This window comes from Amycolatopsis coloradensis (assembly GCF_037997115.1).
GTDB classification, from domain to species: domain Bacteria; phylum Actinomycetota; class Actinomycetes; order Mycobacteriales; family Pseudonocardiaceae; genus Amycolatopsis; species Amycolatopsis coloradensis_A.
The window spans coordinates 7,993,198-8,018,506 of record NZ_CP150484.1 but is presented as its reverse complement, the minus strand read 5'-3'; the positions used below and the strand labels follow the sequence as shown (position 1 = coordinate 8,018,506).

The following is a 25,309-nucleotide window of genomic DNA, read 5'->3' as shown; positions in this document are numbered from 1 at the left end:
AAGCGCATGGGCCGAAGAATGGTGAACGGTATGCGAAGACCCGGTGGCAAGGGTGACCATTACCGAATCAAGACTATTTCGATTGTCACCTCGATCGTCTTCGGCGTGATCGGCTGCAAGCAGACTCGCCACGAGCCGTCCAGCGGATGGTTGATCACCGTCTACTACACGGCTGTCGAGACTTATCATGCGGGTCCTTCCGCGGAGGTGTTCGGCTGCCCGGACAGTGAGTGCGCCGCTGAGAAGCAATCGTTGGGCCGCTATCCAGTCGGATTCGCCGATGCGGTACGTGACGAGGGGACCGGGCGAATCACCAGTGGGCCGCATGCGGGCCGCTACCTGAATTGGTCGTACAACATCGGATACTGGCTCGAGAATGCTCCACTGGACAGCCGGGGCGAACCGCTTGAGCCGTTCGTCAGCGCCGCGGCCGACCGTGATGTGCTGACCATGGGCTCGCGATTCTCCGTTGTCGGGTGCGGTACCACCGAGTCGGGCGAAACCCCTCCGAGTGCGGTTTGTGCCGGGATCACCGCGGCGAAGTGGCAGATTCGCGATGAGTTCACCCCTGGTCTGGGTGGCCCTCGGCACATCGATCTCTACATCGGAGAGGAGCGCGGGCCGGAGTTCAGGTCCGATGCGTGGTACATCTCGCTGCGGGGCGCGAGCATCGTGGTCGGCTGACCATGAGGTGTGCCGCAGGGTGCAGTGAGGGTCACCTCAGGGACGCAGGTTCCCTGAGGTGACCCTTTGCGCGCGCTAGCGAGGCCGGCCTACCGGACCGGTATCGGAGGAGCCGGGATACCGGAGATCTCGAACATCTTCATGTAGATGTCGTCCAGCACCGCCATGACCGAGCCCTCGGCGTTGGCCGTGTCGCGGACATCGGCGATCTGAACGGCCCGGATCTTGGCCGGTCTGTCCGGCGCGCGCAGCGTGAGTTTCAGGACTCCGGCGGCTCTCTGGATGACCGGTTCGAACTCCCATTCGACATCCGCATGGTGCCAGAGCGGCCGCCGCGGGATCAGGTTCACCCAGTTTTCCGCAGCTGACAGTGTCGCGGTGTAGTTGAACACAGCAGGAGCCCTTCCTTTCTTGGAGCAAGGATCGAACCTCGTCTTCGGGTGGCACTAGAGGGGGCATATCGCCGAGGAGGCGCGGAGAGCTCCGATGACCGCGGTCCACGGGGGAAGCGGCCGGGTCGGCTTCGGCCCGCACAGCCATCGCACCGCGTCGTCGCCGGCTCTCGACGGGGGCAAGGGGATCAGTGACCCCTCGCACTGCAGGCGAACGCCGAGCCGTTGGAGGTCGGTCACCGTTGCCTCGCTCAGATGGCACGCAGGACCAGTGAGGAAGGCACAATCCGCGCCAGGCAAGGTGACGACGGGTCCGGCGAGCATCCGGATGGCGAGCAACGCTTGGGCGTCCTCGCAGAGTGTCCTCGCCGCCACGATCGCGCTCACCTCGCCGGACACGGTGAGCACGACCTGTCCGGTCGTGTGGTCCACACTCGTCGGCCAGCCGTAGAACCGCCGATAGGCGTCGGCCGTCGCCAGCATGTGTTCCAGCTGTGAACTGGGCACGACCGCTTCCGCAACACCTTGAGAGGGCATTTCTGGAACCCGCTTTCTTTTCTACTAGCAGAGCCGGCGACCGCGGTCTCCGGCCGGTGCTCGATGGCGCGCGGCGGGAAACCGGGCAGGGGTGATCTGCCCTCCCATGCGGATGACGGGAGGGCGGTAATGCGCATTCGGCGCGTGCGTTTCGCGGCGGGGCGTGGTTTCCGCGCGGTTGGGGGGGCGGTGAGGCTGGTATGTCGGGGAGGGTTCCCAGCCTCACCGCCGCTCTGGATGCCGGACGGCGGCGCGCTCGAGGAGGCGACGCGCACGCCGTCCGGCGGCACTGGTATCGGTCTAGCGGACAAAAGATTCCGACACCAGAAAAATCGATCCTTTACCGCGCCATGAGTCGCGCCGGATCATTTCCGGGGCGGTCCGCAAGATTGGCGACGATCTTTCATGTTCTGGAAATGTACGCCATTCCGGTTACACCCAGATGGACGATGCCGCGTCGTGAATCCCATTCATGTATGTTGGCCGGTGTGGCCGTATCATGGCCTTCACGTGCGGTTTTGCCGGAGTGGTCATGCGAACAGCTTGGCCTGTACGTACACGGCTGTACATCCGCCGACAGGGTTGTCGGGGCGTTACTCTGTCTGGGTCTACCGCAAATCAGCACAAGTGGTGGAAGCTACCCCGCAATGAAAGGAGTAAGAATTGGCCGCTGATTACAGCCCCACTGTCCGTCGTAGGCGTTTGGACAGCGAACTGCGTCGCCATCGGGAGAAGGCAGGCAAGAAGATCGGCGAAGTCGCCGAATATCTCGGATGCCGGCACTCGAAGATTTCGCGCATCGAGAACGGTCATGGCAGCATCAGTCCAGGTGACGTCCGCTTGATGCTGGACTTGTACGGCGTACAAGGCGTTGAAGCGGATCGTCTTGTCCAGGCCGCGAGAGAATCCCGTGTTCGGGGATGGTGGCACAGCTATGGTGACGTGTTACCCGGGTGGCTCGCGACCTATGTGGGGTTGGAGGCTGAAGCCGCCACGAGTCGAACATATGAAGGCGAAGTGATCACCGGGCTTTTGCAGACCAAGGAGTATGCCCGTGCGGTCACGGCGGCGACCGTGGTTCCCCGGACGGAGGACCAGGTCGACCGACAGGTGATGCTGCGCATGAAACGCCAGGAACGCCTGCACTCCAGCCGCCCGATCAGCTTGTGGGCGGTGCATAGTGAGGCGGCTTTGCGACGGCCCGTCGGCGGCAGGCCTGTCATGCGTGACCAGCTCACGCACCTTCTGGAGATTTCGGAACTGCCGCACGTCAACGTGCAGGTTCTGCCCATCGCGGCCGGTGAACACCCGGCGATGGTAGGACCGTTCACGGTGTTGGAGTTCCACGAGGAGTCCGATCCGGACGTCGTCTACGTCGAGACTCCTGTGGGTGGTCTGTACATGGAGCGCGAGAGTGAGATCGCGGGATACACCTGTGTTTTCGGGCGGCTGAGGGAGATGGCACTGTCTCCCGAGCAAACCACCAGTTTCGTCGGCAAGATCATTAAGGAGTTGTAGCGCGAGTGGACCAGGGAAACATCATTCCGCCGGACGCGGTCTGGCGGAAGCCGCTTCGAAGCGTCGGTGAAGGTGCTTGTGTAGAGGTTGCCGAGTTGGAGAAGCACGTAGCGATACGCGACTCCAAAGACCGTTCGGGTCCGGCGCTGGTAGTCACCAATGCGGTATGGATGGCCTTGGTCGACACTCTGAAACTTCCTTGAGCTCGATGCGACCTGCGGGTGCCCGGCAAGGTGAGGCTCCGCGCCCGGTGGCCAGCTGGCTGGCTCCTTCACCGGCGGGCGGTGAAGGGGAATGATGCCCTCATCGCGCAGGGCTGGTGAAACCGCCGCGCTCAGGTCGAGAGGAAACAATTCGTGCGGAAGCGCACAATCCGATTGGAGAAGCACCTTGCCGAGGCAGGATTTCCCAGAGGCGTCGGTGCCCCTTCCGCCGTAGTTCTGGTGCTGACCTTGTTGCTCGCCGCCTGTGTCCTGCTTCTCGATTCTCCGTCGGCGAGACCGGTACCCGATGTCGTCGTGCAGTCGCAAGAACGTTTCGCTGAGGCAACTGCCGGCGCCTTGGCGAAGACCGTGGCGGAATCCGTCATGGAACTCCGGTTCGGACTGACGCAGTCCGAGAGGGAGCAGGGCCGGGAACCGGACGCCCTGCTCGGTTCTCTGGGTGAGGTGTATCCCCGATGGCGCGGGATGGCACTCATGCAGAGCTCGACGGGACGATTGCTCGCCACTCGCGGCGAACCCCTGCCCTTCGCGTCTCTCGACAGTGAAGTCACGAAGGAAGCGAGCGTTCGTCCTGTGGCGTCGACGGGCAAGGGCGTCGTCATGGTCGCGACGGTCCCGATGCTCGCCGGCAACGAGCAGCGGACCCTGGTGGCGTTCACCGACCTGGTGACCTCTGAGGTTCCGTTGGACTCGGGACTCGGACAGAGCGTGCTGGTGGTCACGGACGAAGGTCGCGTCCTCGATTCGAGAGGGCCCGCTCCTGCCGTGGATGCCCGAGTCAGCCAGGGGTTGATCAACAAGGCCGCGGCCGAATCGGCGGGGGGACGTACCGGTAGCACCGTCGACCTTGTCGCCGGGAACGGAACAGGGCCGGAGGGTGTCCGTGAGAAGGCGCTGGTGGTCGCCCATGCGCCGCTGACGGTAGCCGGTCTATCCGGGGCGTGGAGACTCTCGCTCGTATCGATGGCCCACGTGCCGGTGGAAGGGCACACGCAGACAGATCGCCACCCGGTGACCGTTGTCAGCCTGGTGGTCGTGGCGGTCTTCGGCTTCGTACTGGTACGCAGGACCATTGTCGTTCCGGTTCACCGGCTGCGAACCGGCGCGCTGACGGTCGCCTCCGGGGCCGGCGCGCCGAAGTCGCGTGGCTTGGAAGTGCGTGAGGTGCGCCGGATCGCCGCGGTGCTGGAGCAACTCAGTTGTGCGGCGGAACCCGGACGACGCCCGCGGTGGTGGGTGCCGTCGGCACGACTGACGATCGTCGGCGCCGCGGCGACCATGCTGGCCTGGTCGTGCTCTGTGCTGGTGGCCGCCGGTGGCGCGGCACCCAGGGTGCCGGAACTCGTCGTGCGTGAACGGGGAATGGAGGTTTCGCGTATCGCGGACACGGTCCGCCGCAGCCTGAACGGAGCGGTCGCGGACTTGAAACTCTTGGCGAGGACCAACGGGAACAAGGACACTGATTCGGTACTCCCACTCATGGAGCGCCTGATCGCCAGGGAGGCCAGGTACCGGAGTATCTATGTAGTGGATTCGGCGGGCCGGATCGGCGCCCGGACCGGGCGGCCGCCACTGCGGGCCGAAGCCCGGCTGCCTTCCGGCGAAGGTGTACGTCAGTACAACACCGCCGGAAGCCTCCCAGTGATCTTCGCGTACGCGGAACTGCCGGATGCCCGCCATGGCGTCGTCGCCGAGTTCGATGTGGAGCACCTTTCGGAACTATTGCACCAGCGCGCCGGTCGAGTCCGGGTCGTCGATCCCGGTTTCCGGACGATCGCCGACACCGAGGGGTATCTCGCGTTCCATACGCTGTCCGAGGACTCTCTCCGACGAAGCGCGAGTGAGGCACTCGCGGGGCGGCCTCGCGCGGAGATAGGGCGATCCCGGGGCGGTGAGTCGGTGATCGCCTCGGCCGCGATCGGCGCACCGGGACCGGCGGGCACCCTGCAATGGAGTGTGATCTCCGAACAAGGCACCGCCACGCTAGGACTTCCGGAAAACGAAGTGAGCCGGCGCGCTCTCTCGGCCGGTCTCATCGGTCTCGTCATCGCTCTGCTGAACTTCGGTTGGCATGAGTTCATCGTCGTACGGCAGTTGCGGCGGACGGCGACGCTCGCGGAGCGGTTGGCATCCGGCGACCACGTATCCGGGATCCACCCGGTGAGACAAGACCAGATCGGCACGATCACCTTATGCCTCGAGATCTGCAGGAAAACAGCGAGTGATTCCGAGTATCGGAAAGAGCTTGCCCGGCGAGAGAGCTGATGTGCTTTTCTGTTACGTCGTATATGTAGTCTTCTGTGTCCTTGCGCTGACGGCCGGCATCCTCGAACAGCGCCGTCACCACGCCAATCTCCGGTCCATTCCGACGAGAGTGCTGGTCAACGGCACTCGCGGGAAGAGCTCGATAACCCGGTTGTGCGCGGGTGCGCTGCGAGGTGGCGATCTGGTGACCGTCGCCAAGACGACAGGAACCGCTGCCCGGTTCGTTCATCCGGACGCGCATGAAGAACCGGTTTACCGGAAATTCGGCATCGCCAATGTCATCGAGCAGGTCGGTGTGGTGCGCCGCGCCGTCGCCTACTCGCCCGATGCCTTGGTCGTCGAGTGCATGGCTGTGATGCCGGAGTTGCAGGAGATCAACCAGACCAAGCTGATCTCCTCGACAATCGGCGTCATTTCCAATGTCCGCCTGGACCACGTCGAGGAAATGGGCCCCACGATCGACGATATCGCCTGCTCGCTCAGCAGGTCGATGCCGAAGGGAGGGATTTGCGTCACCGCCGAGCGAGAACGGCTTTCAGTGCTGAAGCAGGAGGCGGCTCGGCGAAACTGCGAGCTCGTCGTGATCGATCCGGAGACCGTGACGGATGAGGACATGAAGGGTTTCGGCTGGATCACTTTCAAGGAGAACGTCGCCATAGCCTTGGCCGTCGCGGCGCTCCTGGGGGTCGATCGCGGGGCGGCGTTGCGCGGTATGTGGTCCGCGCCACCCGACCCGGGAGCGCTGAGTGTCGATCGGTTCCGGGTGCGCGGGAAGCAGCTGAGATTCGCCAATCTCCTCGCCGTCAACGATCCGGAATCCACGTTGATGAACATCGAGGAGCTCATGTCCGAGAAGCTCATCACCCGCCCGCTGCATGTGGTGATCGGATGCCGCCCCGACCGGATCGAGCGTAATCGCCAAATAGGATCACTGATCCCGCGGCTCGACCCGGAGCGAGTGATCCTGATCGGTGAGCCGACACGGAGCGCGAGAAGTGCCATTCCAAGCCAATGGCAGGGCAGGGTATGCGATCTCGGCGGTCGTCGCAGCTCATCCGAGCTTCTCGACGGAGTCGTCGACGGGATCGAGGGTGAGGCGTCAGTCGTCGCGATCGGCAGCATCCACGGCCAGGGAGAGCGACTCCTGGGCGAGCTGCAGGCTCTGGAGCGGATAACGGCCGACGCCGTTGTCTGGACCGCGGAACGAGGAAGGGAGGGATCGTAACCGATGGGAACCTTGTTGCCAGGCGTCGCGACACTCGGATTGGCCATCGGCCTCGTGCTGGCGCTGGCCTGTGTACTGCTCACCAATCTGTCGCCCGGTGGAATGATCAGTCCGGGCTGGCTCGCGCTGACGCTTGTGGAGGACTACCGGCGTGCCGCGATCGTAGTAGCGATGACCGTGTTCACCTATGCGGGGTCGAAGGGGCTGCAACGGCTCACCATCTTGTACGGAAAGCGCCTCTTCTCGGCCATCGTCCTGCTCGCCGTCTTGCTCCAGAGCACGCTCTTCCTGGTCCTGCAGCACGACTACCCACTGCTGTTCGCCCATCAAACGCTGGGCTTCGTGGTGCCGGGACTGATCGCCTACCAGCTGATCCGCCAGCCACCCGTCGCCACCATGCTGGCGACGGCGACGGTCAGCCTGGTCACCGGTGCGGTCCTGGCAAGCGGCGTTCTCGCCGGTTTCGTCTCCACAGTCTGACAAGCAGAGGATCTGCCCCATGCGAGTATCCCGCATTTCGCCCCGGAAGAAGTGGGTCCGCAACCTGCGTATCGCGATCTGGTTGTCCGTCGTCGTCTTGTCCGTGGTGACCATTCACCTCGGACCGGGTGTGCGGACGGTGACCACGGTCCCGCCGGTGAACGCCCTCGCGGTCCGGATCATGGCCGGTCCCTACCCGGTGGCCGAGTATCGCTATGAACGCTTGCCACGTCCGGCGCGGACCGTGGCACGGAACAACGCGGGTGCGGTCGTGGCGACGTTCACCGACGGCGCCCGTACCGTTGTCCTGGCCGGCCCCGCTCGGGAGTTCCCGGTAACACGGTCTGGCGCTTCTGTCGTCAAAGGCGAAGCGTGGGTGCGTCTCCTGCCGGAGCCGTGGAAGGAGGGTGCTGAAGGGAGCGGATGGTTCCGCGGCTGGCTTGATGCCGCACTCGCCGATCGGAGTCCCGACGTGCTCGCCACCGCTCGGCATCATTGGCCGGGGGATGCTTCGAAGATCAGCGGCTCCCGGTTGATCACACTCGTTTATGGGTTGCCGCGGAAAGCCTCGCTCGCCATGGTGAAAGCCGACTCCGGAGGAGTGGTGATCTCGACCGAGGCGCGTGAACAGAGCCTGCTTCAGCCTGGTGATCTTCTACTCTTCGCTCTCGATGCGAACGGTGCTGGCCCGATCGACCCCGTCGGTGTGTACCTCGGCAGGGATAACCGTGGTCTTCATCGTGTTCTCCTCCGCGGATCCGCTCCTGCCGTGGCGCACGGCGGCCGGCTGTTTCAGGGGTTTCGCGTTGCCAAACGGATCTGACGAATGCTGTTCCGGGTACTAGGGAGTTTGGAACTGAGCGGCCAGGTCGAAGGACCAGTCTGTGTGCGGCCGCGCAAGCCGCGAACTCTCCTGGCTCTGTTGCTTCTCCATGCGGAACGCTGGGTGTCCACTCCGCTGATAGAGAATGCGCTCTGGGAGGGTTTACCGCCGAGGTCCGCGTCAGGGAATGTCAAAACCTATGTCTCGCAGTTGCGTCGGACGCTGGCGGCGCTCGGGGGCGATCCAAGCAGGATCGCGAATCGGGTCGGCGCATACCGGATAAGCGTAAAGCCGAGTGAACTCGACGTCTTCCGATTCGAGGAGTCGGTGCGGCTGGGGCGGGAAGCGCGAAACCGGTCTGCCGACGGCGAGGCTGTCGAGCATTTCCGCGAAGCGCTCGGGCTCTGGCGCGGCGAGCCGTATGAAGATCTTCCGCTGTCCATCAGGCGTCCCGTAGTGGCTCGCCTGGAAGAGCTGCGCTGGACCGCCCGCGAGGAACTGATCGACGTACGGCTGATGCTGGGGCAGCACCATACGGTAGTCCCAGACCTCCGTGCGCTGACGATCGAACATCCGACACGCGAGCGGCTGTGGTGCCTGCTACTTCTCGCTTTGCACCGTTCTGGCCGGCGAGCCGACGCGTTGGACGCGTACCAATCGGCCTACCGATCACTGACGGACGAGCTCGGCATCGAGCCCGGTGCCGAGCTGCGCCGGCTGCATGAGCGAATGCTCGCGGACACGTTGTGAACACGGATGACTTTTCCTCCCTGGCCGGTGGCCGGTGCGGCGTGGGCCGGGCGATCGTGAATGGCTATTCGTGTTCTGGCCCTCATTGCCACGCACGGCTGCGAAGTCGAAATCGGCCCGTCCGCGCTGTGCCGGGAATGTACCGGAAATAGTTCTGCTTGGGGCAGAATTACATTAGTCGGACCGGATGCGTCCGGTCGGGCTGTTGCAATTAACCGAAATGTGAGGAGTAGTTGTGAAGGGTGTTTACGAGCCCCCGGCGCTGCAGGCCGCCGGGGCCTTCTCGAAGGTCACCGGATGTGGCAAGTGCGGCTGGGGCCGTGACCGTTACTGCCGGCGCGGCCACCACCACTGGCACTGGTGAGAGGCATAGGTATCTAGCCAGATGATGAATTTCCCTGCGTTGGCGCCCGACACTTCATGGTTCGTCGTCATGCCAGACGCCGACGTGACAAGCACGGTCACGAGGCTGCTACTCGCCCAGGGGCGGGTGTCCGTGTCTCACAATTCTGGCCGCCCCTGGCTGGTGGGCAACTGGAGTGACGACGAGATCGTGGTAGCCGAGGCGGGGAATTCGCGGGTGGCGGTGATCGGGCACGTGTCCGTCACCGCCACCCGTCTCGCCGGCATCCTCGAGAGGACCGGCGACGTCACTGCTGTCAGCACGGTGCTGTCTTCGCTACCCGGCAGTTTTCACGTGGTCGCGTACGTCAAAGGCCGTTCACTGGTGCGGGGAACGGCGGCCGGTGTCCGCCAGGTCCTCTATGCCGACGTGGATGGACAGGTGCTCGCCGCCGACCGGGCCGACGTGCTCGCCGGGGTGCTCGGTGCCGAACTGGACCTCGAGGCGGTGGCACTGTCACTTTTGGACCCGATGCCACCATACCCACTGGACGATCTCCCCATGTGGAAGGGCGTCGACGCTGTTCCACCGGATCATTTTCTGTTGACCGACGAGGCCGGGCGACCGGCGACCTTCCGTTGGTGGTCGCCGCCCGAACCGGTGGTGCCGCTCGGGGACGGCGCACGCGCGCTTCGACTCGCGCTCACCAATGCGGTCGCGGTCAGGACTTCCGCCGGCGGCAGAGTGAGCTGCGACCTTTCCGGCGGCCTCGACTCGACCTCGGTATGCTTTCTCGCGGCGGACAGTCCTGCCGAACTGATCGCCTACACCACGGTCGGTCTGGATCCGGCTGATGACGACGTCCCTTGGGCCATGAAGGCGATCTTCGCCTTGCCCGGGGTGGGACACGAGATCCTGCCCCGAAACGAACTTCCCTTGGTTTATCAGGGCATAGCCACCGCGGCCGACTGCCTGGACCGGCCCTTCATCGGGCAGATCGATCGGGCTCAGATACTGACGTGCTTCGAACGCATGGCCGCGCTGGGGTCGCGGATCCACCTCACCGGATTCGGGGGCGACGAGGTCCTGGAAGGCGATCTGAACTATCTGCGTTCGCTGACTCGTATGGCGCCATGGATCGCGTTACCCCGGCTTCGGGCATACCACGCTCAGGGGCGTTGGCCGCTCATGAACGTCGTGTGGCAGCTGCTTCGACCACGTTCGTACGGTTCTTGGTGGGCAGGCACCGCTGGGCGGATCACCGATCCGCGCCAGGCGCTGAGGTCTCCGAGGTTCGACTGGGACGAGCCACCGCGGTTGCCGCCGTGGGTCAGTCGCGACTGCGTCGATCTTGTCCGCCAGATGCTTCGAGTGAGGCAAGAAGCCGTACGCCCGCTGGCAGGTGACCCCAGCAAGCATGCCGATCTCCTCGCCATCCGGTCGGGTGCGCGGATCGCCCGATCGTTCGGGCAGCTGGTGGGACCGACCGGCGTGCCGTTCGCTGTGCCTTTTCTCGACGATCAGGTCGTTGAGGCGTGCTTGGCCGTCCGCGCGTATGAGCGGTCCACGCCCTGGGAATACAAACCGCTGATCAAGGAGGCCATGAGGGGGATCGTCCCCGAGGCTTCGCTCGAACGCACGACCAAGGCCGAAAGTTCGGCCGAGGAGGAGGCAGGATTGCGCGCCAACCATCTTGACCTGATGGCGCTGTGTGAGGACTCCCGGCTCGCCGAACTGGGACTTGTCGATGCCGATCAGTTGCGGGCAGCCAGTCATTACTCGCCTTCGCTGACCCGGCCGCACGAGTCGCTTCAGCAGACTTTCACTTCCGAGGCTTGGCTTCGACGGCTCGGAATCCAGTCAGCGCAGGCGGGACCGCGATCGTGAAGCTGGCCAAGAACGTCGTCTTCTGCGAAACCGACTACGGCGCCGTGGTGCTGGACGAGGCGAGCGGTCGGTATTGGACGCTCAATCCGACCGGCGCCCTGGCCATAGGTGTGCTGCTCGATGGCAAGAACGAGGACGACGCCGTCGATGCGGTGGTCGAACTCTATCCGGCGCGCCGCGACGCCGTTTCGACCGACGTCGGCAACCTTCTGGATCAGCTCCGTAAAGCCGGCCTTGTGGAGGAGAAATGACCACCCCGATGACCTTGCCCCGGCGAGGCGAGGGAATCCCTTTGCCGCGGCGGCTGCTGGCGCGGGCAGCCGTCGCTCTTGCCCGGCTGCTCGCCTTGCTGCCGCCCGCGCGGATCCGTATGGTACTCGGCTACATCCGCAGGGGAGCTCGTCCGGCGGGCCTCGGCCAGGCATCGGCCGCACGTGACGCGGTCACGACGGTGAGCCTGGTGTGCCGGGGCGCGCAGGGGTGTGTTCCCCGGTCCATTTCCACCGCGTTGCTCTGCCGCGCCTGGGGTGTATGGCCGACCTGGTGCGTGGGCGCGAGAAAGGTCGGTCCGTTCGCCGCCCATGCGTGGGTCGAGGTGGACGGCGTCCTCGTGGGAGAAGAGTTCTCCGACGACTATTTCCAGCGTCTGATGATCGTTCCCCCGGTGGACTCGTGAACGAGGAGAGCCAAAATGCCGAGGCGGCAGGCGGTGAATCGCTGACTCGGTTGCCTCATCTGTGGCGACTGCTCCGCGGTCACGGGCGGCAGGTCGTCGTCGCCACCCTGCTGACCCTGCTGGGCACGCTAGTCGGACTGGTCCAGCCGATGCTGGTGAAACAGGTGATCGACGCCGCGCAGGCCGGCACCGTCGCGAGCTGGCTGGTGGTCGCGCTTCTCGCGGTGTTCGTCACCCAAGCCGTCGTCGACGCTGTCGGCCGCTTTCTGCTGGACCGCACCAGTGAGAGCATCCTTCTCGGTCTCCGGTTACGCCTGACGGCCCATTTGATGCGTTTGCATATGCGGGTCTGCGACCGTCAGCGTATCGGTGACCTGATCTCCCGGGCGAACACCGATACGTCGATGGTGCGCGAGGCGGCGACACACAGCTTTTCCGATATCGTCACGAATTCCCTCGGGGTTGCCGGCGCGGTTGTCCTGATGGTGTGGCTCGACGCGCAGCTGTTCCTGCTTGTACTGGCGGCCGTCGCTGTCGCGGGTGCCACGGTGTTGGCGGTCTTGACGCGCATCAGACGTGCCTCCAACGAGGCACAGACCAGCGTCGGTAGCATGACCGCGGCACTCGAACGTGCGCTCAGCGCCATCCGGACGGTCCGTGCCTGTCAGGCCGAGCGGCGGGAGATCGACCGTGTCGGTTCTCATGCCCGCGACGCCTATCGGGCCGGAGTGCGGCTGGCCAGGCTGGACTCGACGGTGGCGCCGGCGATCGAGCTGGCGGTCAACGGTTCGGTACTGGTCGTTCTGCTGATCGGCGGTCTCCGGGTCACGAATGGTACGACGTCACTGGGAGATCTCGTCGCGTTCCTGCTCTATGTCACCTATCTGGTGATGCCGTTGTCATCCTTGTTCAACGCCTTTTCCACGGCACAGCGAGGGCTGGGCGCGCTGGATCGCGTGAACGAGGTTTTCGCGATGCCGCGCGAGAAGGACCGAGCGCTGGGGAGCGGTCAGGTGATGGCACTCCGACGAGTGCGTGAGACCCCGGTAGTGGAGTTTCGTGACGTCTGGTTCGGCTACGACGACCGTCCTGTCCTGAAAGGACTTTCCTTCGTCTTGCCCAGTCGTGGTCACATCGCGCTGGTCGGCAGGTCGGGAGCAGGCAAGTCGACGGTGCTGGAGCTCATCGAGCGCTTTTACGATCCAGACCGTGGGGAGATCAAGATCGATGGGCGTCCGGCGAGTTCCATGACCCGAGCGGATGCCCGTACTCTGGTGAATCTTGTGGAGCAGCAGGCGCCTGTGCTGCATGGGACGCTTCGCGACAACATCACTTACGCCGTACCCGAAGCGACAGAGGACGAGGTTCGGTGGGTCGTCAACGAGGCATGCCTCGGAGAACTGGTGGCACGACTGCCGGCCGGTCTCGATACCGAGGTCGGTGACCACGGCACGCTCCTGTCCGGCGGCGAACGGCAGCGTATCGCCATTGCCAGGGCCTTACTCGCCCGGCCGGCGTTGCTGTTGCTGGATGAGCCGACCTCGCAGCTGGACATGCTCAACGAGCGGGCCCTCACCGCGGCGATGCGAGAGGTCTCCACACACCGTGCGCTTCTGGTGATCGCGCATCGGTTGTCCACCGTACGCGCGGCGGATCAGATCATCGTGCTCGATGAGGGCCGGGTGGAGGCGATGGGTTCCCATGAGGAGCTTCTCCGGGCGAGCGCGCTTTACCGGCGGCTCCTCTCCGTCGGCCCGGATCCCGAGCCTGGCAGTTTGGCGGAGAAGCCGGGACAGGACGCGCTTGTGGTGGAAAGCGAAGAAGGAGTTGGGTGATCGTCCGAGAACCCTGTCGACTCGACAGCGACCCTGGCGAGTTTCGTGCCCGAATATGAGTCCAGCAAGACTGTGAGCCCAAGATGCCTGAGACAGCCGAACGTCCCCTTGCCTCAGCGTGCGCAGCGCTGAGTGCCACCGGCCGTTTTCCGGCCCGTGAGGCGGACGATCCGCCATGGTTGTTCGGTAATGTCCCGCCGCGCAATCCCCTTTTCACCGGTCGCGGCGAGCTTTTGAAGCAACTGGCCAAACGGCGGAACAGGGGTACCGCGGCGGTGCTTCCTTCGGCGTTGCATGGTCTTGGTGGTATTGGTAAGACTCAGATGGCTGCTGAGTATATTTATCGGCATCTTCAGGATTATGATCTGGTGTGGTGGATTGATGCCGCGCATACGACTCAGATTCGTGCTGGTCTTTCTGAGCTTGCGGGGATGTTGGGTTTGCAGGGGGCGTCGGAGGCGAGTGTGGCGGTTCCGGCGGTGATCGAGGCGTTGCGGACGGGGCGGCCGTTCCGTCGTTGGCTTCTGGTTTTCGATGCTGCTGAGAGCCCGGATACGGTGTTGCCGTTTTTCCCGCGTAATGGTCCTGGGGAGATTCTGATCACGTCGCGGAACTCTGATTGGGCGGGGATCGCGCGTCCGCTGGAGTTGGCGGTGTTCAAGCGTGAGGAAAGTGTGGAGTTGCTCGGTCGTCGTGGTCCGGAGATCGATCCGGCCGATGCCGACGAGCTTGCGGAGAAGCTCGGTGATCTGCCGTTGGCGGTGGAGCAGGCGGCGGCGTGGCGGGCGGTGACCGGGATGCCGGTGCGGGAGTATCTGCGGTTGTTCGATGAGTCGGTCGAGGAGATTCTGGACACGGCGTCGGCGCCGGACAACGAGGTGTCGGTGGCCGCGGCGTGGAATGTGTCGTTCGAGGAGTTGAAGACCCGTAATCCGGCGGCTCATCAGATTTTGCATATTTGCGCGTTTTTCTCGCCGGAGCCGATTTCGCGTGATTTGCTCACCGGGGTGAACCGGGTGTCGATCTCGCCGGAGCTCGACGCGGCGCTGCGTGATCCGATCAAGCTGGCGCGGGCCATCCGGGACATCAACCGGTACGGTCTGGCGAAGATCGATCATGGGAACAACACGCTTCAGTTGCATCGGCTGGTCCAGCTGGTTCTGCGTAACCGGGTGATGGCCCGTCAGGTGCACGCGCGGATGCAGCATGGTGCTCATCAGTTGCTGGCCGCGCTGGATCCGAATGATCCGGAGTCGAGCAGGCATTGGTCGCGTTATCGCGAGCTGCTGCCGCACGCGTACGCGGCGAACGTGCTGGACTGCGACGACGATTGGCCGCGTCAGCTGTATATCAATCTGATGCGCTACCTGTTCGAGTACGGTGATCACGAGGAGGCCGCCCGGCTGGGCCTGGAAGCGCGGAAGCGGTTCACCGACGTGCTCGGGCCCACTCATCCGCAGACGCTGGAGGTCTCGTCGAGGCTGGGGCTGTATCTGTGGGCGATCGGCCGCTACGCCGAGGCCGCGGAACTCAATCAGCGCACTCTCGCGCTGCGTCTTCAGGTGTCGGGGGAGGAGAACGAGGAGACCTTCGCTCTCCAGCGGAACATCACGATCGATCTCCGGGCGCAGGGTGACTTCGCGGCGGCGACCAAGCTGAGCGAGGAGATCTACCAGAAGTCCAGGCGCATGTTCGGTGAGGACGACCCGGAGACGCTCAACGCCGCGTACCAGCACGCCATCAGCCTCCGGCTGATCGGTGCCTACCGCGCGGCCGCGGAACTGGACCAGGACACCCTCCGGCGCCGGATCGAGGTCCTCGGCCGTGATCACGTCCGCACCTTCAGCGTCAACGGCTCCCTGATCGTGGACCTGCGCGAGGCGGGCGACTACGGCCAGGCCCGGGTGCAGCAGGAACGGCTCACCGAGAACTTCCACGCGCGTTTCGGCGCGGACCAGCTGGACAGCGCGGCCCATTCGTTCCTGCTTTCGGTGACCCGCCGCAAGGACGGCGACCACCCGGGCGCGCTCAGCCTGTCCACGGAATCGCTCAGAAGGTTCCGGCTGGCCTACGGTGACGACCACTCCGTCACGATGGGCTGCGCGCTGGCCCATTCGATCGATCTTCGTCACTCGGGTGACCTGGCCGCGGCGAAACGGCTCGGGGAGGAGACCTTCGAGCGATACCGGAGCGGTCTCGGCGAGCATCACCCGCACACCCTCGTCGCCAATGTCGACCTGGCGGTCACCTTACGGCTCATGGGCGACGCCGCGGCCGCCCGCGTCCTCGACGAGCGCGCCCTCGAGCAACTCCGGGCCACCATCGGCCCGGACCACCCCTACGCCGTCGCCGCCACGATCAACCTCGCGAGCGACCTGGCCGCGCTGGGTGAGTCCGACCGGGCCGCCGAGCTGGGACGGGACGCGGTCGAACGCGGCACGCAGGTACTCGGCGACGAGCACCCGACGGTCCTGGCGGCATCCTTCAACCTCGGACTGGACCTGACCACGCTCGGCCGGACGGACGAGGCCGTGCCGTTCCAGAACCCGATCCTGGCCCGCTATCGCCGGATCCTGGGCGAGGCCCACCCCGGAACCCAAGCCGCAGGCCGAGGCACCCGCGCCAACTGCGACATCGACCCGATCCTGATGTGACTCAACCAGCAACGAACTGCCCGATCCAGACGGCGATCCGCTCCGCCTCGGGATTTTGCCGCGGTGATCGGGTATTGCCCGACACAGCCTGGAAACTGAACCATCACGTGGGTCGAGAACGGTGACGTTGTCCGGCGATCGTGTCGCCGATTCCCCCGGCGGCTCCACGTTCCCCTCGCCCGACGTGGAGCCGCCCCGAGATACACCCGCATCAGGGGGCTATCGCGGTATGCGGGCCGGACACGTGCAGGCGGACCGTGGCACCGCAGTACCCGGAGCAGGTCTCGACATGCCGGCAGAGTTGGCGGGTGAGCCACAGACCGTCGCCGGGTGCCTCGTCGAGCGTGGGTGGAAGGTAACCGAGGAAGGGGTCGGTGATGCGCCCGACAGGCTCGTGAACGTCGCACACGATACGCCCGGATTCGGCCCACAGCCGGATGGTCGCGCGACCGCTACCGTGCCGCGCGACGTGGTCGGCGACTTCGCCGACGGCCGCCGAGAGCATGGCGGCTTGCTGCGGGGCCAGCCCTTGGAGCGCGGCGTGCGCGGTGACGAACCGCCGCACGCTGGACAGGTCGCCGGTGAAGGGAAGCACCGCGGCATCCGGTGGGGGAGTCGGCAGCGGGTGGGTGCCGCCGGCATCGACGAAGGTCGCGGGGTCGAGATAGTCAGGACATGGCCTCGCCTCGCGCCCTGTCCACCGAGCGGGGTGAATGCGATGCGCGTCAGCGACGACGGGCGGAGCCAGCACACGGGTGTCGTACGGGCAAATGATCCATGCCGACGACTCCGCGAAGGCCACGTTCAGTATCGACTCGTATCGCCTCAACTCGGCGGTCTCGAGGTCTGATCGTCTTGTCCAGATCGGTTCACCGATGATGCGTACGTGTCCTGGGCGCTCGGCATGGCGGGCCGTGTAGTAGTTGTGGTACTTGAGCAGTGTCGCGGCGGGGTGGCGGTACCAATCGTATGCGTCGACGAATTCGACCCGGTCGGCGTTCGCCCCTAGCGTGTCGACGAGCAAGTCGATGTTGTTCGGCGTGGTCACGGCCAGTGTGGCTTCCCCGCGGGTCAGGCCGTCTTCGATGAAAGGCGTTGTCATGTCGAGGAATTCCGCGTCAGAGCCGTAAATACAGGCCTGATGTGAGAACGACACGCCGCCGGTCCGGGCTTCCTGCTTGCTCATCTCACACCCCCTCCTCCGTGGTGACCAACGTCAGGGACGGCAACTGGTCCCAGCCGTAGTTCCGCAGGATCGTGCGGATGAGGGGAACTGGTGATCTCAGAACCAGCCGGTGCCCGTTGCGGAGGTTGGCCGCGGCATGGGCGAGAAGCCGGACGGTCGCTACATCGGCGTAACGTAGTTCTCTGATATCCAGGTGAAAATCGTCATCGTCGCGGTAGGCCGCTTCCAGCGTCGCGGCGAACTCGGCGAGGTTCGACCGATCGATCTCGCCGGACAGTCGCAGCCCGCGTCGCCCGTCCAGCGCCGCCATCCGCAACAGGGGTTCTCGTTGTTCGGCCTGTCGGGCGGTCAGCGCCGTCGAGTGGGCCTCGCGCACGACGTCCAATTGCTCACTCGTGAACTGCCGCCGATCGTAGTGACAGAATCCCGTCAAGGTCGGCAGCGCGCCCGTGGCGACAAGTTCCGTGACCTGCCTCTCGTAGTCCCAAAACAACTCGCTGTCCGGTAGCACATGTGAGGACCAGGTCATGTCCGCGCAGATATGAAGACCCAGGTAACCAGCACGTGTCGCCGCGGTGGTCTCGGCCTGGAGCCGGCTGATCACACGTTCCGCCTCAAACCCTGTTCTCGCTTGGTAGAACTCGTCGGTGGACGAGATGACGAGCTGTTCCCTCCTGGTCAATGCGTCCAGCTCCGGCCCGGTCAAGGACAGCCAGGTGAGCAGGGTGCCGGGAGGAGCGCGGTTGGTGAGGTAGGTGATCTTATGGCCTTGTTCCACCGCCGCCAGGAAATGCAGTTGTGCGAGCCGCCGGTATTGGTGGTCGGTGTCGTACCAGATACACACGTGCTCTCCCGCCACCCACGACCTGACCATGGTCCTCCTCCGCACGCGAGATAAGAGAAGGCCTCATTTTAGGCCGAGACCGACGGTTCGCGTTGTCCGTGCAGGAGTATTGGCGGATACGCGCCAATACTCCTCGGTGGGTGTCCGCTGAACGCCTGGGCGGCAGGCGCCGGTCTCGACATGAGCACCTGGGCTCAGCGCGAGCGGCCAGGTGTGGCGCTGTCGTGTGTGGTCGCCGACTCCGTTCGACTGGGATTCGGTGGTGACGCCCGTGCGATTCTGACAATGGCGAATGTTCGCCACGGTGAATCACGGTCGGCATCCGCCCGCGGCGGACTGTCCGGTGATGGGTGGGGTACCGGACGGCTGGGCGTAGCGGGCCAGACGTTCCGGCATATCGTCGATCGCGCCTGCTCTGCGGAAAGCGGGCGGGGTGAACTGGCCGGGGTACTGACCTCGGAACATGCAGGTGAGGAATCGCGCGACCGCGCACGATGGAGGCAGAATGTTCTTGCCCGCGTAGGACAGAACAACCAGCTCTTCTCCGCACAGGGATTCGACGGCCACGGACCACCCGTGTTCCTCGTCCCAGAGCAATGCGACGTCACGGGTCGGGAACCTCGGTAGCCGGCTCTCGATGGCCACGTAGGCGTTCACCGGTGGGTCCAGCCGCACCCACCAGCCCGACCAGTCCAGATCCAAAGCCTGGGCAACGGCGCCAACGTAGCGGCGTAAGCCGCGCGCCGGTGCTCCATGGTCTTCCAAAATCATCCTTCGTCGCCGCCTTTGCCGCCTCCGTCGGAAGATCAGCGCCGACTGCTTGACGCACGTTCGCATCTCACCCGTTCTGGAGCGTGATCGCAAGATGGTCGGTGCCCAGGCGCGGCCGGCGTACTACTGCTATTTCTTTTTCGCGGCGGCCGCGGCCTATTCCTTCATCCGGGGCAAATCCATTTTTGGTTTCGGAAGCGTAAGTGACTCAGCGTATGTTCCCGAAGGAAAAACACGATGCCCCGGATGGCTGTGTTCCGGATAGCCTGCCACCGGAGGTATCAGGACGATGAGCATCACGCGGCCGGCAAGTGCGACGCCGAAAAGCCTGCTCGTGTGTATCGATCGCGATGGAACTAGCCGGAATGTCAGGCAGAAACTGTCGAGCTGCAACAGATCTCCGTCGTGAGTCACACGTCGTCGCTGGGCGCTCGACGGTTCACCGTGCACCGCAGGGCCTGGTCGGTGCGCTAGTTGACCAAGTGCGGTAAGCGCGCTCGGTCGACCCCGCTCGAGGCTTTCATCCTCTCACCGTCCTTTGCTCTGCCAGGGGTCTTCCATGGCGTAAGCGGCCAGAAATCTCTTCATTGCGGCGTCGATGCTTGATGAGGACTGTCTGTCGACGCTGTCTTGCCGGTTCTGGGCGCGGGTCCCCGGCGGTCGTTGTGCGCGGGAGAGTTCGTGAACGGCGCTTGAGCAGGACGAGAAAATGGGGATGAAGGTATCCATGCCGACGATTCGCAGTGCTCTTGAGACGACGTGGCTTTTGACGACCAATCCGAGCCGTTTCCGTTCGCTCTTCGCCCGCTCGGCAGCACCAGCGATGGCGCCGAGCCCGGCGGCGCCGAGGAAGGTGACCTCTGATAGGTCGAGAACCGTCACCGACGGCATCTCCTGCCGCAAAGCGCGGTGGAGCACCCCCACGGAGGATACGTCGATCTCGCCGGCGACGGCGATCACTAACTGGTCGCCGTGCCGGAAGCGTCCGGCCTCCAGCAGCTTCCCGCTCGCGGCCGGTATTGCGTGCCTATCAGGCATTGGCGTTCCCAGTGGACGTACCCGAGCGAAATGGCGGCTATCAGGCAAACCAGTCATCGATGCGCTCCGAGGAGGTAACCGTGGGATCTCCGTCAGCGGCTGCGTTGCTGAACCGGCGAGACGGTCTCTGAAAGTTGACGCACGAGCCTGGGCCTGAGCCCGGTCGTCCTTTCAGGATACCCCTGGAGAGGTATCTTTGGCATCAGGCAGGCATGGCGAACGGGGGAGGGGAACGCGCGCAGATTCTGGAAAGTGAACATCAATATCGTTCTCGTGTCTCGACGGCGCGTCGCCGATTCGGCCGAAATACGACATTGTCAGATCTTCGCCATTAAACTGATCGACCACAGCGGAACCGCGTGCGGTCTGATCGCTGGATCCGGACGCTGCCCTGGTGTTACCGCGGCCGGGTGAAAACCGTATAGTTGCGTAGTGTGACCACGGCGAACACGACAATCTTTCCGGAAGGCCCGTCTCACTGTGATCGTGTCCACAACTGGACAATGACGAAAAGTGGCCATGGAAAGGACCATTGCGATCGCCGCGAAGTGGATCGGTCCCGTGGGCTCCTCTTCGTGGAGCTCTCAGCGTCTCGCGGGTCGGACAGGTCTGAGCGTCAGGACTGGCCGGTTCGCGCCTGCAAGCGGACGGTCTCAAGGAAACGGTACGCGAGGTCGCGCAGCTTGACATTCTCTCGTTGTGACTGTTTGACCAGCAGTTCGAAGGCCTCCTTGTCGGTGAACCCGTGGACTGCAATGAGGACACCCTTGGCTTGGTCGATGACCGCCCGAGTGCTCAGCGCGATAGCAAGGTGCTCGGCCAGTTGGGAGGCCTTCTCGTAATGCCGGTAGGTGCGCAGAATCGCTCCGACAGCACTTGTGTAAAGCCGGAGCAGGTGCACATCCAGTTCAGCGAAGCCCTGTGCCTGCCGACTGTAACAGTTCACCGCACCGGAGTAGTCGCCGTTCACGATCAGGGGCACGGTCAGGAAACCGCTGAGGCCCGCAGTGCGCGAAGCCGGAGCGAACTCCGGCCAGTGTTTCGACGCCTCGGAAATGTTCCCCCGTCTGGTCTGGGCGCTCTTCGCCGCCTCCAAGCACGGTCCCCGGCGCGTCGCATACTGAGTCGCGTCGAGCTCGATACCGTCCTCGCTCGTGAAGGCCTCCGTTTCCGGCCGGTGCTCGTGGACCATGGTGATCGTCGCATGGTCCACGCCGGGTACTGCGCGGATGACCTGGTGGCATACATGGTTCAGCAGCGAGTTGATGTCGGTTTCATCGGCGAGCACCTCAGCCAACCCGTCGAGCGCACGTTTGACGTCGTCGAGAATCATTGGCAAGTGCGCGCACGCCGCTTCGTCGGATGACATATTGTTCCTCCTCTGATCGTGGTTCGTCCGCTGGGCGCTTCCGGATCTTGTCGGTGGCGTGCTGCAGCTGAATAATTCGGGTACCCACTCCGTGGCCTGGTCAAGCGATCATCAGCGGTGCTCGAATTGATGGAGGTGCGCCGGTTCGGAAGAATGTATTGATTCAGGCTCTTAGTCAAGATCATGGGAGCATGTACGCGGCACGATCATTTCATCACCATAAACGGCGACGGCCGGACCTCGGAACCGAGACCGGCATTGCTGATCATGGTTGTGCCGGCGATACATCACCCGTTGGAGGGTCGAACCGTAACTGTCGGTCAAGCACGAGGGCTGAGGTCGAGCTGGGCGGCGATCATGCCGGTCGCCACCCGCACGTCGCCGTAGCCGGCGAGCAGCGCGGCGACGGGGAGGTCGGTCAGGGCGAGCCGCGGCTCCGTCCGCGAACCCAGGCCGGCGCTGCTCGTCGAAGGTCAGGTCGCTCACCAGCACCGGGCTTCCGGTAGCGAAGGCCTCGACGCCTGGACCATCGCCTGCAGTGTATTGCGTTTCCTCGAGAGTCCCGGCCAGGCATTGCTCGAGGCAACCAGCTCGTGCGCTCGCTTCGTAAGGAGATGGCTGCGATACGGACGACCGGGATCCAGCCCGAGCCCTGTCGCACGTCTCGGGCTCGCTCAGCAATGAGCTGCGATAGCCGATCGCGGCGCCTAGCGCACACGGTCACCTCCGCGTCCTCGAAAACTTCAACGCCGCCCCTGCGTCACATCGTGCGTACCCTCGCTGTCGGCCGGCCTTTGACCGCCAGGCGGACAACGCTGTTGTGACGCTGCAAACTGGTGTCAGCTCAGCCGACACTGGCGACGAGGTGCACTTTCCCTGAGGCTGCTCTCCTTCGATTTCCAACCTGCCCATGACCTGAGCAGGGCCACACCGTGATTCTCGCGGTGCCGATCGTGTGACCAGGGTTGCTCTCGCGAGACGACTGTCCTTAGGCTGATTGCGTTTGTGGTGGGGTTGAGCTGACGCGTTGCCGCAAGCGACTGAGGTCAGAGGTACTGCTGACCGCGGTCGTCGGGTGCCGTCCAGTCCGCGAGTGATCGTTGAACTGGAATCACGTGCCTGGGCTGGTGGGTGGCAACCGCGGGGTACCCGGATCGCACGGGGTAGGGGGGCGTATGGACTGGACGGCGCGATATCGGGATCGCCAACGATCTGAGAACTGGTGCGGTTCCGCGACGCGCGCCAAGCCTCCGTCGAGTGATCAAGGCTCTGACTCTTTGCCGGTGACCTCGTGGGCGCCTGAAGCTTGATCTTGGCGCGGAAGGATTCCATGAATCGAGAACAGCGCATGGTCGAGGCTCTGGTCGAGCTCTCAGACTCCCTGGTGAACGACTTCGACGTTCCTGGGCAGCTCGATCGCCTGGCTACGCGATGTACCGAGCTTCTCGACATCACCGCGGCGGCCGTGGTGCGGGTATCGGCGGATGGGGGCCGGTGGACCTCTGCCACGTCCGGTTCGGCCACCGACTTGTTCGAACTGCTCACGCGGGAGGGGCCGGTACTGGAGAGTTGCCGTACCGGCGCACCCGTCGGCCCGGTGGGCGTAGCCGCCGCGCGCCGCCAATGGCCAGGTTTCGCCGTCGCCGCCAGCAAGGCCGGCTACCGCCAGGTGTCGTCCGTGCCGATGCGGCTGGGTGAGGAGGTTCTCGGGTCGGTGCTGCTGCTGCATGCGGACGCTGAGGGGTTACAGGCATCCGACATCCGACTGGCGCGAGCGCTCGCCGACGCGGCCACGATCGGGCTTGTGCACGAACGAGAGATCCGTCAGCGGACCGACATCGCGTTGCAGCTGCAGAGCGCGTTGGACAGCCGTGTCCTGATCGAACAGGCGAAGGGGTTCCTCGCCGCGCGACAGGATATGAGTGTGATTGACGCGTTTGAACTGATCTCCGTCTACGCCCGCCAACGTCGCTGCCCGATCAGCGACGTTGCCCGCCAGATCATCGAGTTCGGGGTTTTTCCTGTCAGCCCGCCTAGGGCCAATGGGCCTTTCGACGCGCGCTGACCGGTCGTCGCGCGGACCCAACCGCGCGGATTGCGGGCTGCTGCACGCTTCGAGAACCGCGTCAGAGTGAACGGGCAGTGTCTTCGACAATCGTCAACGCGAGTTCGACGGCGGCCCCGGCGCGTAGGGTTTGCGGACGCGTATGCGTCGACGGCTAGCTGTCCACAGGCGTTGTGCCTGTCGAGCCTCCCCGCGACCCTGATGTCGTGATCCAGCAGGTCAGCGTGCGGCGGTTCGCGAAGACATCGGTTCGGCACTGGCGTCGCCGGTTGGTCGAGCGCGAGCCTGAGGGCACACGGCATATTCGAGTCTTCTCGAACTGGGCCGGCAAGCCGGGCAGGTTCTGACGTGGTCCCTGGGCGGTGACGGGCTTGATCGCACTTGCCCTCTACTGTGGCGATCCTTATGCTTTCACGTTCTGTGGCCCGGTTGAGCAGAAGCCGCTGCTGCATTTATCTCAGACTCGGAGGCGATGTGGTGCGCTTATTAGACAAATCTGGCCCGGTCGCCGAAATTGAATTGGAATCACGTCACTCGGCGATTTCCCCGATAACTGACAGGCAGACGCTCGGGTGTCGCCGAGGGCCTCTCTCGCTGTTTCCCGCCGCCGATGAGTCTGTGCGGTCGCACGTTCCTTGATCTTGGAGGAGAGGAAGGCACATATGAGACGAGAACAGCGCTTGGCTGACGCCCTGGTCGAGCTCACTGACACCGTGGTCAAGGATTTCGGCCTACCGGAGCGGCTCGCTCGGTTGGCCGCACGATGCATCGAGCTGTTCGATATCTCCGCTGCCGCCGTGATGCTGGCTTCACAGGATGACGGACGGTGGAGGTCGGCGACGGCCGGCGAGTCCGCCGACTTGCTCGATGTGCTCAACCTGGCGCGTCTGGATGGGCCGGTCCTGGGAAGTTTTCGTGCGGGGGAGCTGGTCGGTCCGATGGATCTGGCCGGTGCGGGCCGTCGGTGGCCCGACTTCGCTGCGGCCGTCGACAAGGCCGGGTACCGGCAAGTGTGTTCGGTGCCGATACGGCTGCGCGAAGAGGAATTCGGATCGGTGCTGTTGCTGCACTCGGAGACCGATGGGTTGTCGATGGCCGAGGTCCGGTTGGTGCAGGCGCTGGCCGACGCGGCCGCCATCGGGCACGTGCACGAGCGGGAGATCCGCCGTCAGATCGCCGCCGCCTCGCAACTGCAGGCTGCGCCGCACAGCCGTGTCCTGATCGAACAGGCGAAGGGTTTTCTCGCCGCGCGCTGCGATACGAACGTGCATGACGCGTTCGAGCTCATTCGCGGGCATGCCCGTCGTCACCGGTCGCAGATCCACGAGGTCGCCCGCCACGTCATCAGCCATGGGACGCTGCCCACCCCTTCGTCGGAGAATTACGTACATGCCAAAGGTCGTTGACCGGTAGCTGCTCGGAGCCGAGGATCGCGGGGCACTTTCGATCGAGCCGCCGCAGCGAAATGGCGCGTAATGCCAACTTGACTTGGCATTACGCGAAACCGAGTCGGCGATAATGTGAAGGTACACCTATCTTTTCGCTGCCTTCCCGAATTCGACGGCGGAAACTTTCCAACGTGGGAAATTAGCGCGGGACGACACTGATTGACCTGGTTGTTGAGAGATCATGCCGGCGAGTCTGATCGAAATCCTTGATCAGGAGGACCGAGTTGCCTGGGCTGGCTGCTTCGGCGGGAACCAGGATCGACTGAGACCGACTCGAAACTGCTCGAACCAGTCA

The 25,309-nt window shown here is 64.3% G+C and carries 22 protein-coding genes and 1 pseudogene; 16 read left to right on the top strand and 7 right to left on the bottom strand.

Features of this window, described 5'->3' with window-relative positions:
• Positions 1-30 precede the first annotated feature (30 nt).
• Entirely contained in the window at positions 31-684 is a 654-nt protein-coding gene (locus LCL61_RS37475; protein WP_340684118.1) for a hypothetical protein, read from the top strand.
• Positions 685-773: 89 nt separating this feature from the next.
• Here the strand turns inward: LCL61_RS37475 and LCL61_RS37470 are convergent, their stop codons facing one another.
• Together LCL61_RS37470 and LCL61_RS37465 are read right to left on the bottom strand one after the other, a co-directional pair.
• Positions 774-1,076, bottom strand: coding sequence for a hypothetical protein (locus LCL61_RS37470; RefSeq protein WP_340684117.1), 303 nt, complete (start codon positions 1,074-1,076; stop codon positions 774-776).
• A 54-nt stretch (positions 1,077-1,130) separates the two neighbouring features.
• A complete protein-coding gene (locus LCL61_RS37465) occupies positions 1,131-1,583 on the bottom strand; it encodes a hypothetical protein (protein ID WP_340684116.1) in 453 nt (150 codons plus the stop codon).
• A gap of 693 nt (positions 1,584-2,276) precedes the next feature.
• Between LCL61_RS37465 and LCL61_RS37460 the strand changes: the two genes are divergently transcribed.
• The 13 genes and pseudogenes from LCL61_RS37460 to fxsT form a co-directional block, all read left to right on the top strand.
• Positions 2,277-3,131: a helix-turn-helix transcriptional regulator gene (locus tag LCL61_RS37460; protein ID WP_340684115.1), complete on the top strand. Its 855-nt coding sequence runs from the start codon at positions 2,277-2,279 to the stop codon at positions 3,129-3,131.
• A gap of 5 nt (positions 3,132-3,136) precedes the next feature.
• On the top strand, positions 3,137-3,334 hold the full coding sequence (locus tag LCL61_RS37455) for a DUF397 domain-containing protein (protein ID WP_340684114.1): 198 nt from the start codon (positions 3,137-3,139) through the stop codon (positions 3,332-3,334).
• A gap of 384 nt (positions 3,335-3,718) precedes the next feature.
• Entirely contained in the window at positions 3,719-5,620 is a 1,902-nt protein-coding gene (locus tag LCL61_RS37450; RefSeq protein ID WP_340684113.1) for a cache domain-containing protein, read from the top strand.
• Positions 5,577-6,845: a poly-gamma-glutamate synthase PgsB gene (gene pgsB, locus LCL61_RS37445; protein WP_425341961.1), complete on the top strand. Its 1,269-nt coding sequence runs from the start codon at positions 5,577-5,579 to the stop codon at positions 6,843-6,845. Before LCL61_RS37450 ends, pgsB begins: the two co-directional genes overlap by 44 nt.
• Positions 6,846-6,848: 3 nt before the next feature.
• The gene (locus LCL61_RS37440; RefSeq protein WP_340684112.1) at positions 6,849-7,325 is read left to right on the top strand and encodes a poly-gamma-glutamate biosynthesis protein PgsC/CapC; all 477 of its coding nucleotides are present in this window, start codon (positions 6,849-6,851) and stop codon (positions 7,323-7,325) included.
• Positions 7,326-7,344: 19 nt separating this feature from the next.
• Positions 7,345-8,148 carry a hypothetical protein gene (locus LCL61_RS37435; RefSeq protein ID WP_340684111.1) on the top strand — a complete coding sequence of 268 codons (804 nt, stop codon included), beginning with the start codon at positions 7,345-7,347 and terminating at the stop codon, positions 8,146-8,148.
• 123 nt (positions 8,149-8,271) lie between these two features.
• Positions 8,272-8,898, top strand: a complete 627-nt coding sequence (locus LCL61_RS37430) for an AfsR/SARP family transcriptional regulator (protein ID WP_340684110.1) — start codon at positions 8,272-8,274, stop codon at positions 8,896-8,898.
• A gap of 235 nt (positions 8,899-9,133) precedes the next feature.
• A complete protein-coding gene (locus LCL61_RS42755) occupies positions 9,134-9,262 on the top strand; it encodes a lasso RiPP family leader peptide-containing protein (RefSeq protein WP_425341960.1) in 129 nt (42 codons plus the stop codon).
• Positions 9,263-9,331: 69 nt separating this feature from the next.
• The gene (locus LCL61_RS37425; RefSeq protein WP_340684109.1) at positions 9,332-11,128 is read left to right on the top strand and encodes an asparagine synthase-related protein; all 1,797 of its coding nucleotides are present in this window, start codon (positions 9,332-9,334) and stop codon (positions 11,126-11,128) included.
• On the top strand, positions 11,125-11,379 hold the full coding sequence (locus LCL61_RS37420) for a lasso peptide biosynthesis PqqD family chaperone (RefSeq protein WP_340684108.1): 255 nt from the start codon (positions 11,125-11,127) through the stop codon (positions 11,377-11,379). The genes LCL61_RS37425 and LCL61_RS37420 overlap by 4 nt, the downstream gene beginning before the upstream one ends.
• Positions 11,376-11,804 (top strand): lasso peptide biosynthesis B2 protein, encoded by a 429-nt coding sequence (locus LCL61_RS37415; protein WP_340684107.1) that lies wholly within the window; start codon positions 11,376-11,378, stop codon positions 11,802-11,804. The genes LCL61_RS37420 and LCL61_RS37415 overlap by 4 nt, the downstream gene beginning before the upstream one ends.
• Positions 11,801-13,639, top strand: a complete 1,839-nt coding sequence (locus tag LCL61_RS37410; RefSeq protein ID WP_340684106.1) for an ABC transporter ATP-binding protein — start codon at positions 11,801-11,803, stop codon at positions 13,637-13,639. Before LCL61_RS37415 ends, LCL61_RS37410 begins: the two co-directional genes overlap by 4 nt.
• A 146-nt stretch (positions 13,640-13,785) precedes the next feature.
• Positions 13,786-16,293: pseudogene (gene fxsT / locus LCL61_RS37405) on the top strand (FxSxx-COOH system tetratricopeptide repeat protein); the annotation flags it as partial.
• Between the two features lie 211 nt (positions 16,294-16,504).
• On the opposite strand, the gene LCL61_RS37400 reads toward fxsT, so the two are convergent.
• The 5 genes from LCL61_RS37400 to LCL61_RS37380 form a co-directional block, all read right to left on the bottom strand.
• Positions 16,505-17,479, bottom strand: coding sequence for a sensor histidine kinase (locus LCL61_RS37400; protein ID WP_340684104.1), 975 nt, complete (start codon positions 17,477-17,479; stop codon positions 16,505-16,507).
• 1 nt (position 17,480) lies between these two features.
• Positions 17,481-18,323, bottom strand: coding sequence for an MEDS domain-containing protein (locus tag LCL61_RS37395; protein WP_340684103.1), 843 nt, complete (start codon positions 18,321-18,323; stop codon positions 17,481-17,483).
• Positions 18,324-18,632: 309 nt separating this feature from the next.
• On the bottom strand, positions 18,633-19,094 hold the full coding sequence (locus LCL61_RS37390) for a DUF6292 family protein (protein ID WP_340684102.1): 462 nt from the start codon (positions 19,092-19,094) through the stop codon (positions 18,633-18,635).
• Between the two features lie 528 nt (positions 19,095-19,622).
• Positions 19,623-20,132, bottom strand: coding sequence for an STAS domain-containing protein (locus LCL61_RS37385; RefSeq protein ID WP_340684101.1), 510 nt, complete (start codon positions 20,130-20,132; stop codon positions 19,623-19,625).
• Positions 20,133-20,748: 616 nt separating this feature from the next.
• Positions 20,749-21,501, bottom strand: a complete 753-nt coding sequence (locus LCL61_RS37380) for a GAF and ANTAR domain-containing protein (protein WP_340684100.1) — start codon at positions 21,499-21,501, stop codon at positions 20,749-20,751.
• Between the two features lie 1,330 nt (positions 21,502-22,831).
• Here LCL61_RS37380 and LCL61_RS37375 point away from each other — a divergent pair.
• Both LCL61_RS37375 and LCL61_RS37370 read left to right on the top strand, forming a co-directional pair.
• Positions 22,832-23,566 carry an ANTAR domain-containing protein gene (locus LCL61_RS37375; RefSeq protein WP_340684099.1) on the top strand — a complete coding sequence of 245 codons (735 nt, stop codon included), beginning with the start codon at positions 22,832-22,834 and terminating at the stop codon, positions 23,564-23,566.
• 662 nt (positions 23,567-24,228) lie between these two features.
• A complete protein-coding gene (locus LCL61_RS37370; protein ID WP_340684098.1) occupies positions 24,229-24,972 on the top strand; it encodes a GAF and ANTAR domain-containing protein in 744 nt (247 codons plus the stop codon).
• Positions 24,973-25,309: the final 337 nt, after the last annotated feature.

What these genes read in the sequence shown, in the direction of transcription:
- LCL61_RS37475 (WP_340684118.1), top strand. Translation starts at nt 31, where the DNA reads ATGCGAAGACCCGGTGGCAAGGGTGACCATTACCGAATCAAGACTATT.
- LCL61_RS37450 (WP_340684113.1), top strand. Translation starts at nt 3,719, where the DNA reads ATGGAACTCCGGTTCGGACTGACGCAGTCCGAGAGGGAGCAGGGCCGG.
- LCL61_RS37440 (WP_340684112.1), top strand. Translation starts at nt 6,849, where the DNA reads ATGGGAACCTTGTTGCCAGGCGTCGCGACACTCGGATTGGCCATCGGC.
- LCL61_RS37435 (WP_340684111.1), top strand. Translation starts at nt 7,345, where the DNA reads ATGCGAGTATCCCGCATTTCGCCCCGGAAGAAGTGGGTCCGCAACCTG.
- LCL61_RS37425 (WP_340684109.1), top strand. Translation starts at nt 9,332, where the DNA reads ATGCCAGACGCCGACGTGACAAGCACGGTCACGAGGCTGCTACTCGCC.
- LCL61_RS37415 (WP_340684107.1), top strand. Translation starts at nt 11,376, where the DNA reads ATGACCACCCCGATGACCTTGCCCCGGCGAGGCGAGGGAATCCCTTTG.
- LCL61_RS37400 (WP_340684104.1), bottom strand. Translation starts at nt 17,479, where the DNA reads ATGAGCAAGCAGGAAGCCCGGACCGGCGGCGTGTCGTTCTCACATCAG.
- LCL61_RS37390 (WP_340684102.1), bottom strand. Translation starts at nt 19,094, where the DNA reads ATGATTTTGGAAGACCATGGAGCACCGGCGCGCGGCTTACGCCGCTAC.
- LCL61_RS37385 (WP_340684101.1), bottom strand. Translation starts at nt 20,132, where the DNA reads ATGCCTGATAGGCACGCAATACCGGCCGCGAGCGGGAAGCTGCTGGAG.
- LCL61_RS37380 (WP_340684100.1), bottom strand. Translation starts at nt 21,501, where the DNA reads ATGTCATCCGACGAAGCGGCGTGCGCGCACTTGCCAATGATTCTCGAC.
- LCL61_RS37375 (WP_340684099.1), top strand. Translation starts at nt 22,832, where the DNA reads ATGAATCGAGAACAGCGCATGGTCGAGGCTCTGGTCGAGCTCTCAGAC.
- LCL61_RS37370 (WP_340684098.1), top strand. Translation starts at nt 24,229, where the DNA reads ATGAGACGAGAACAGCGCTTGGCTGACGCCCTGGTCGAGCTCACTGAC.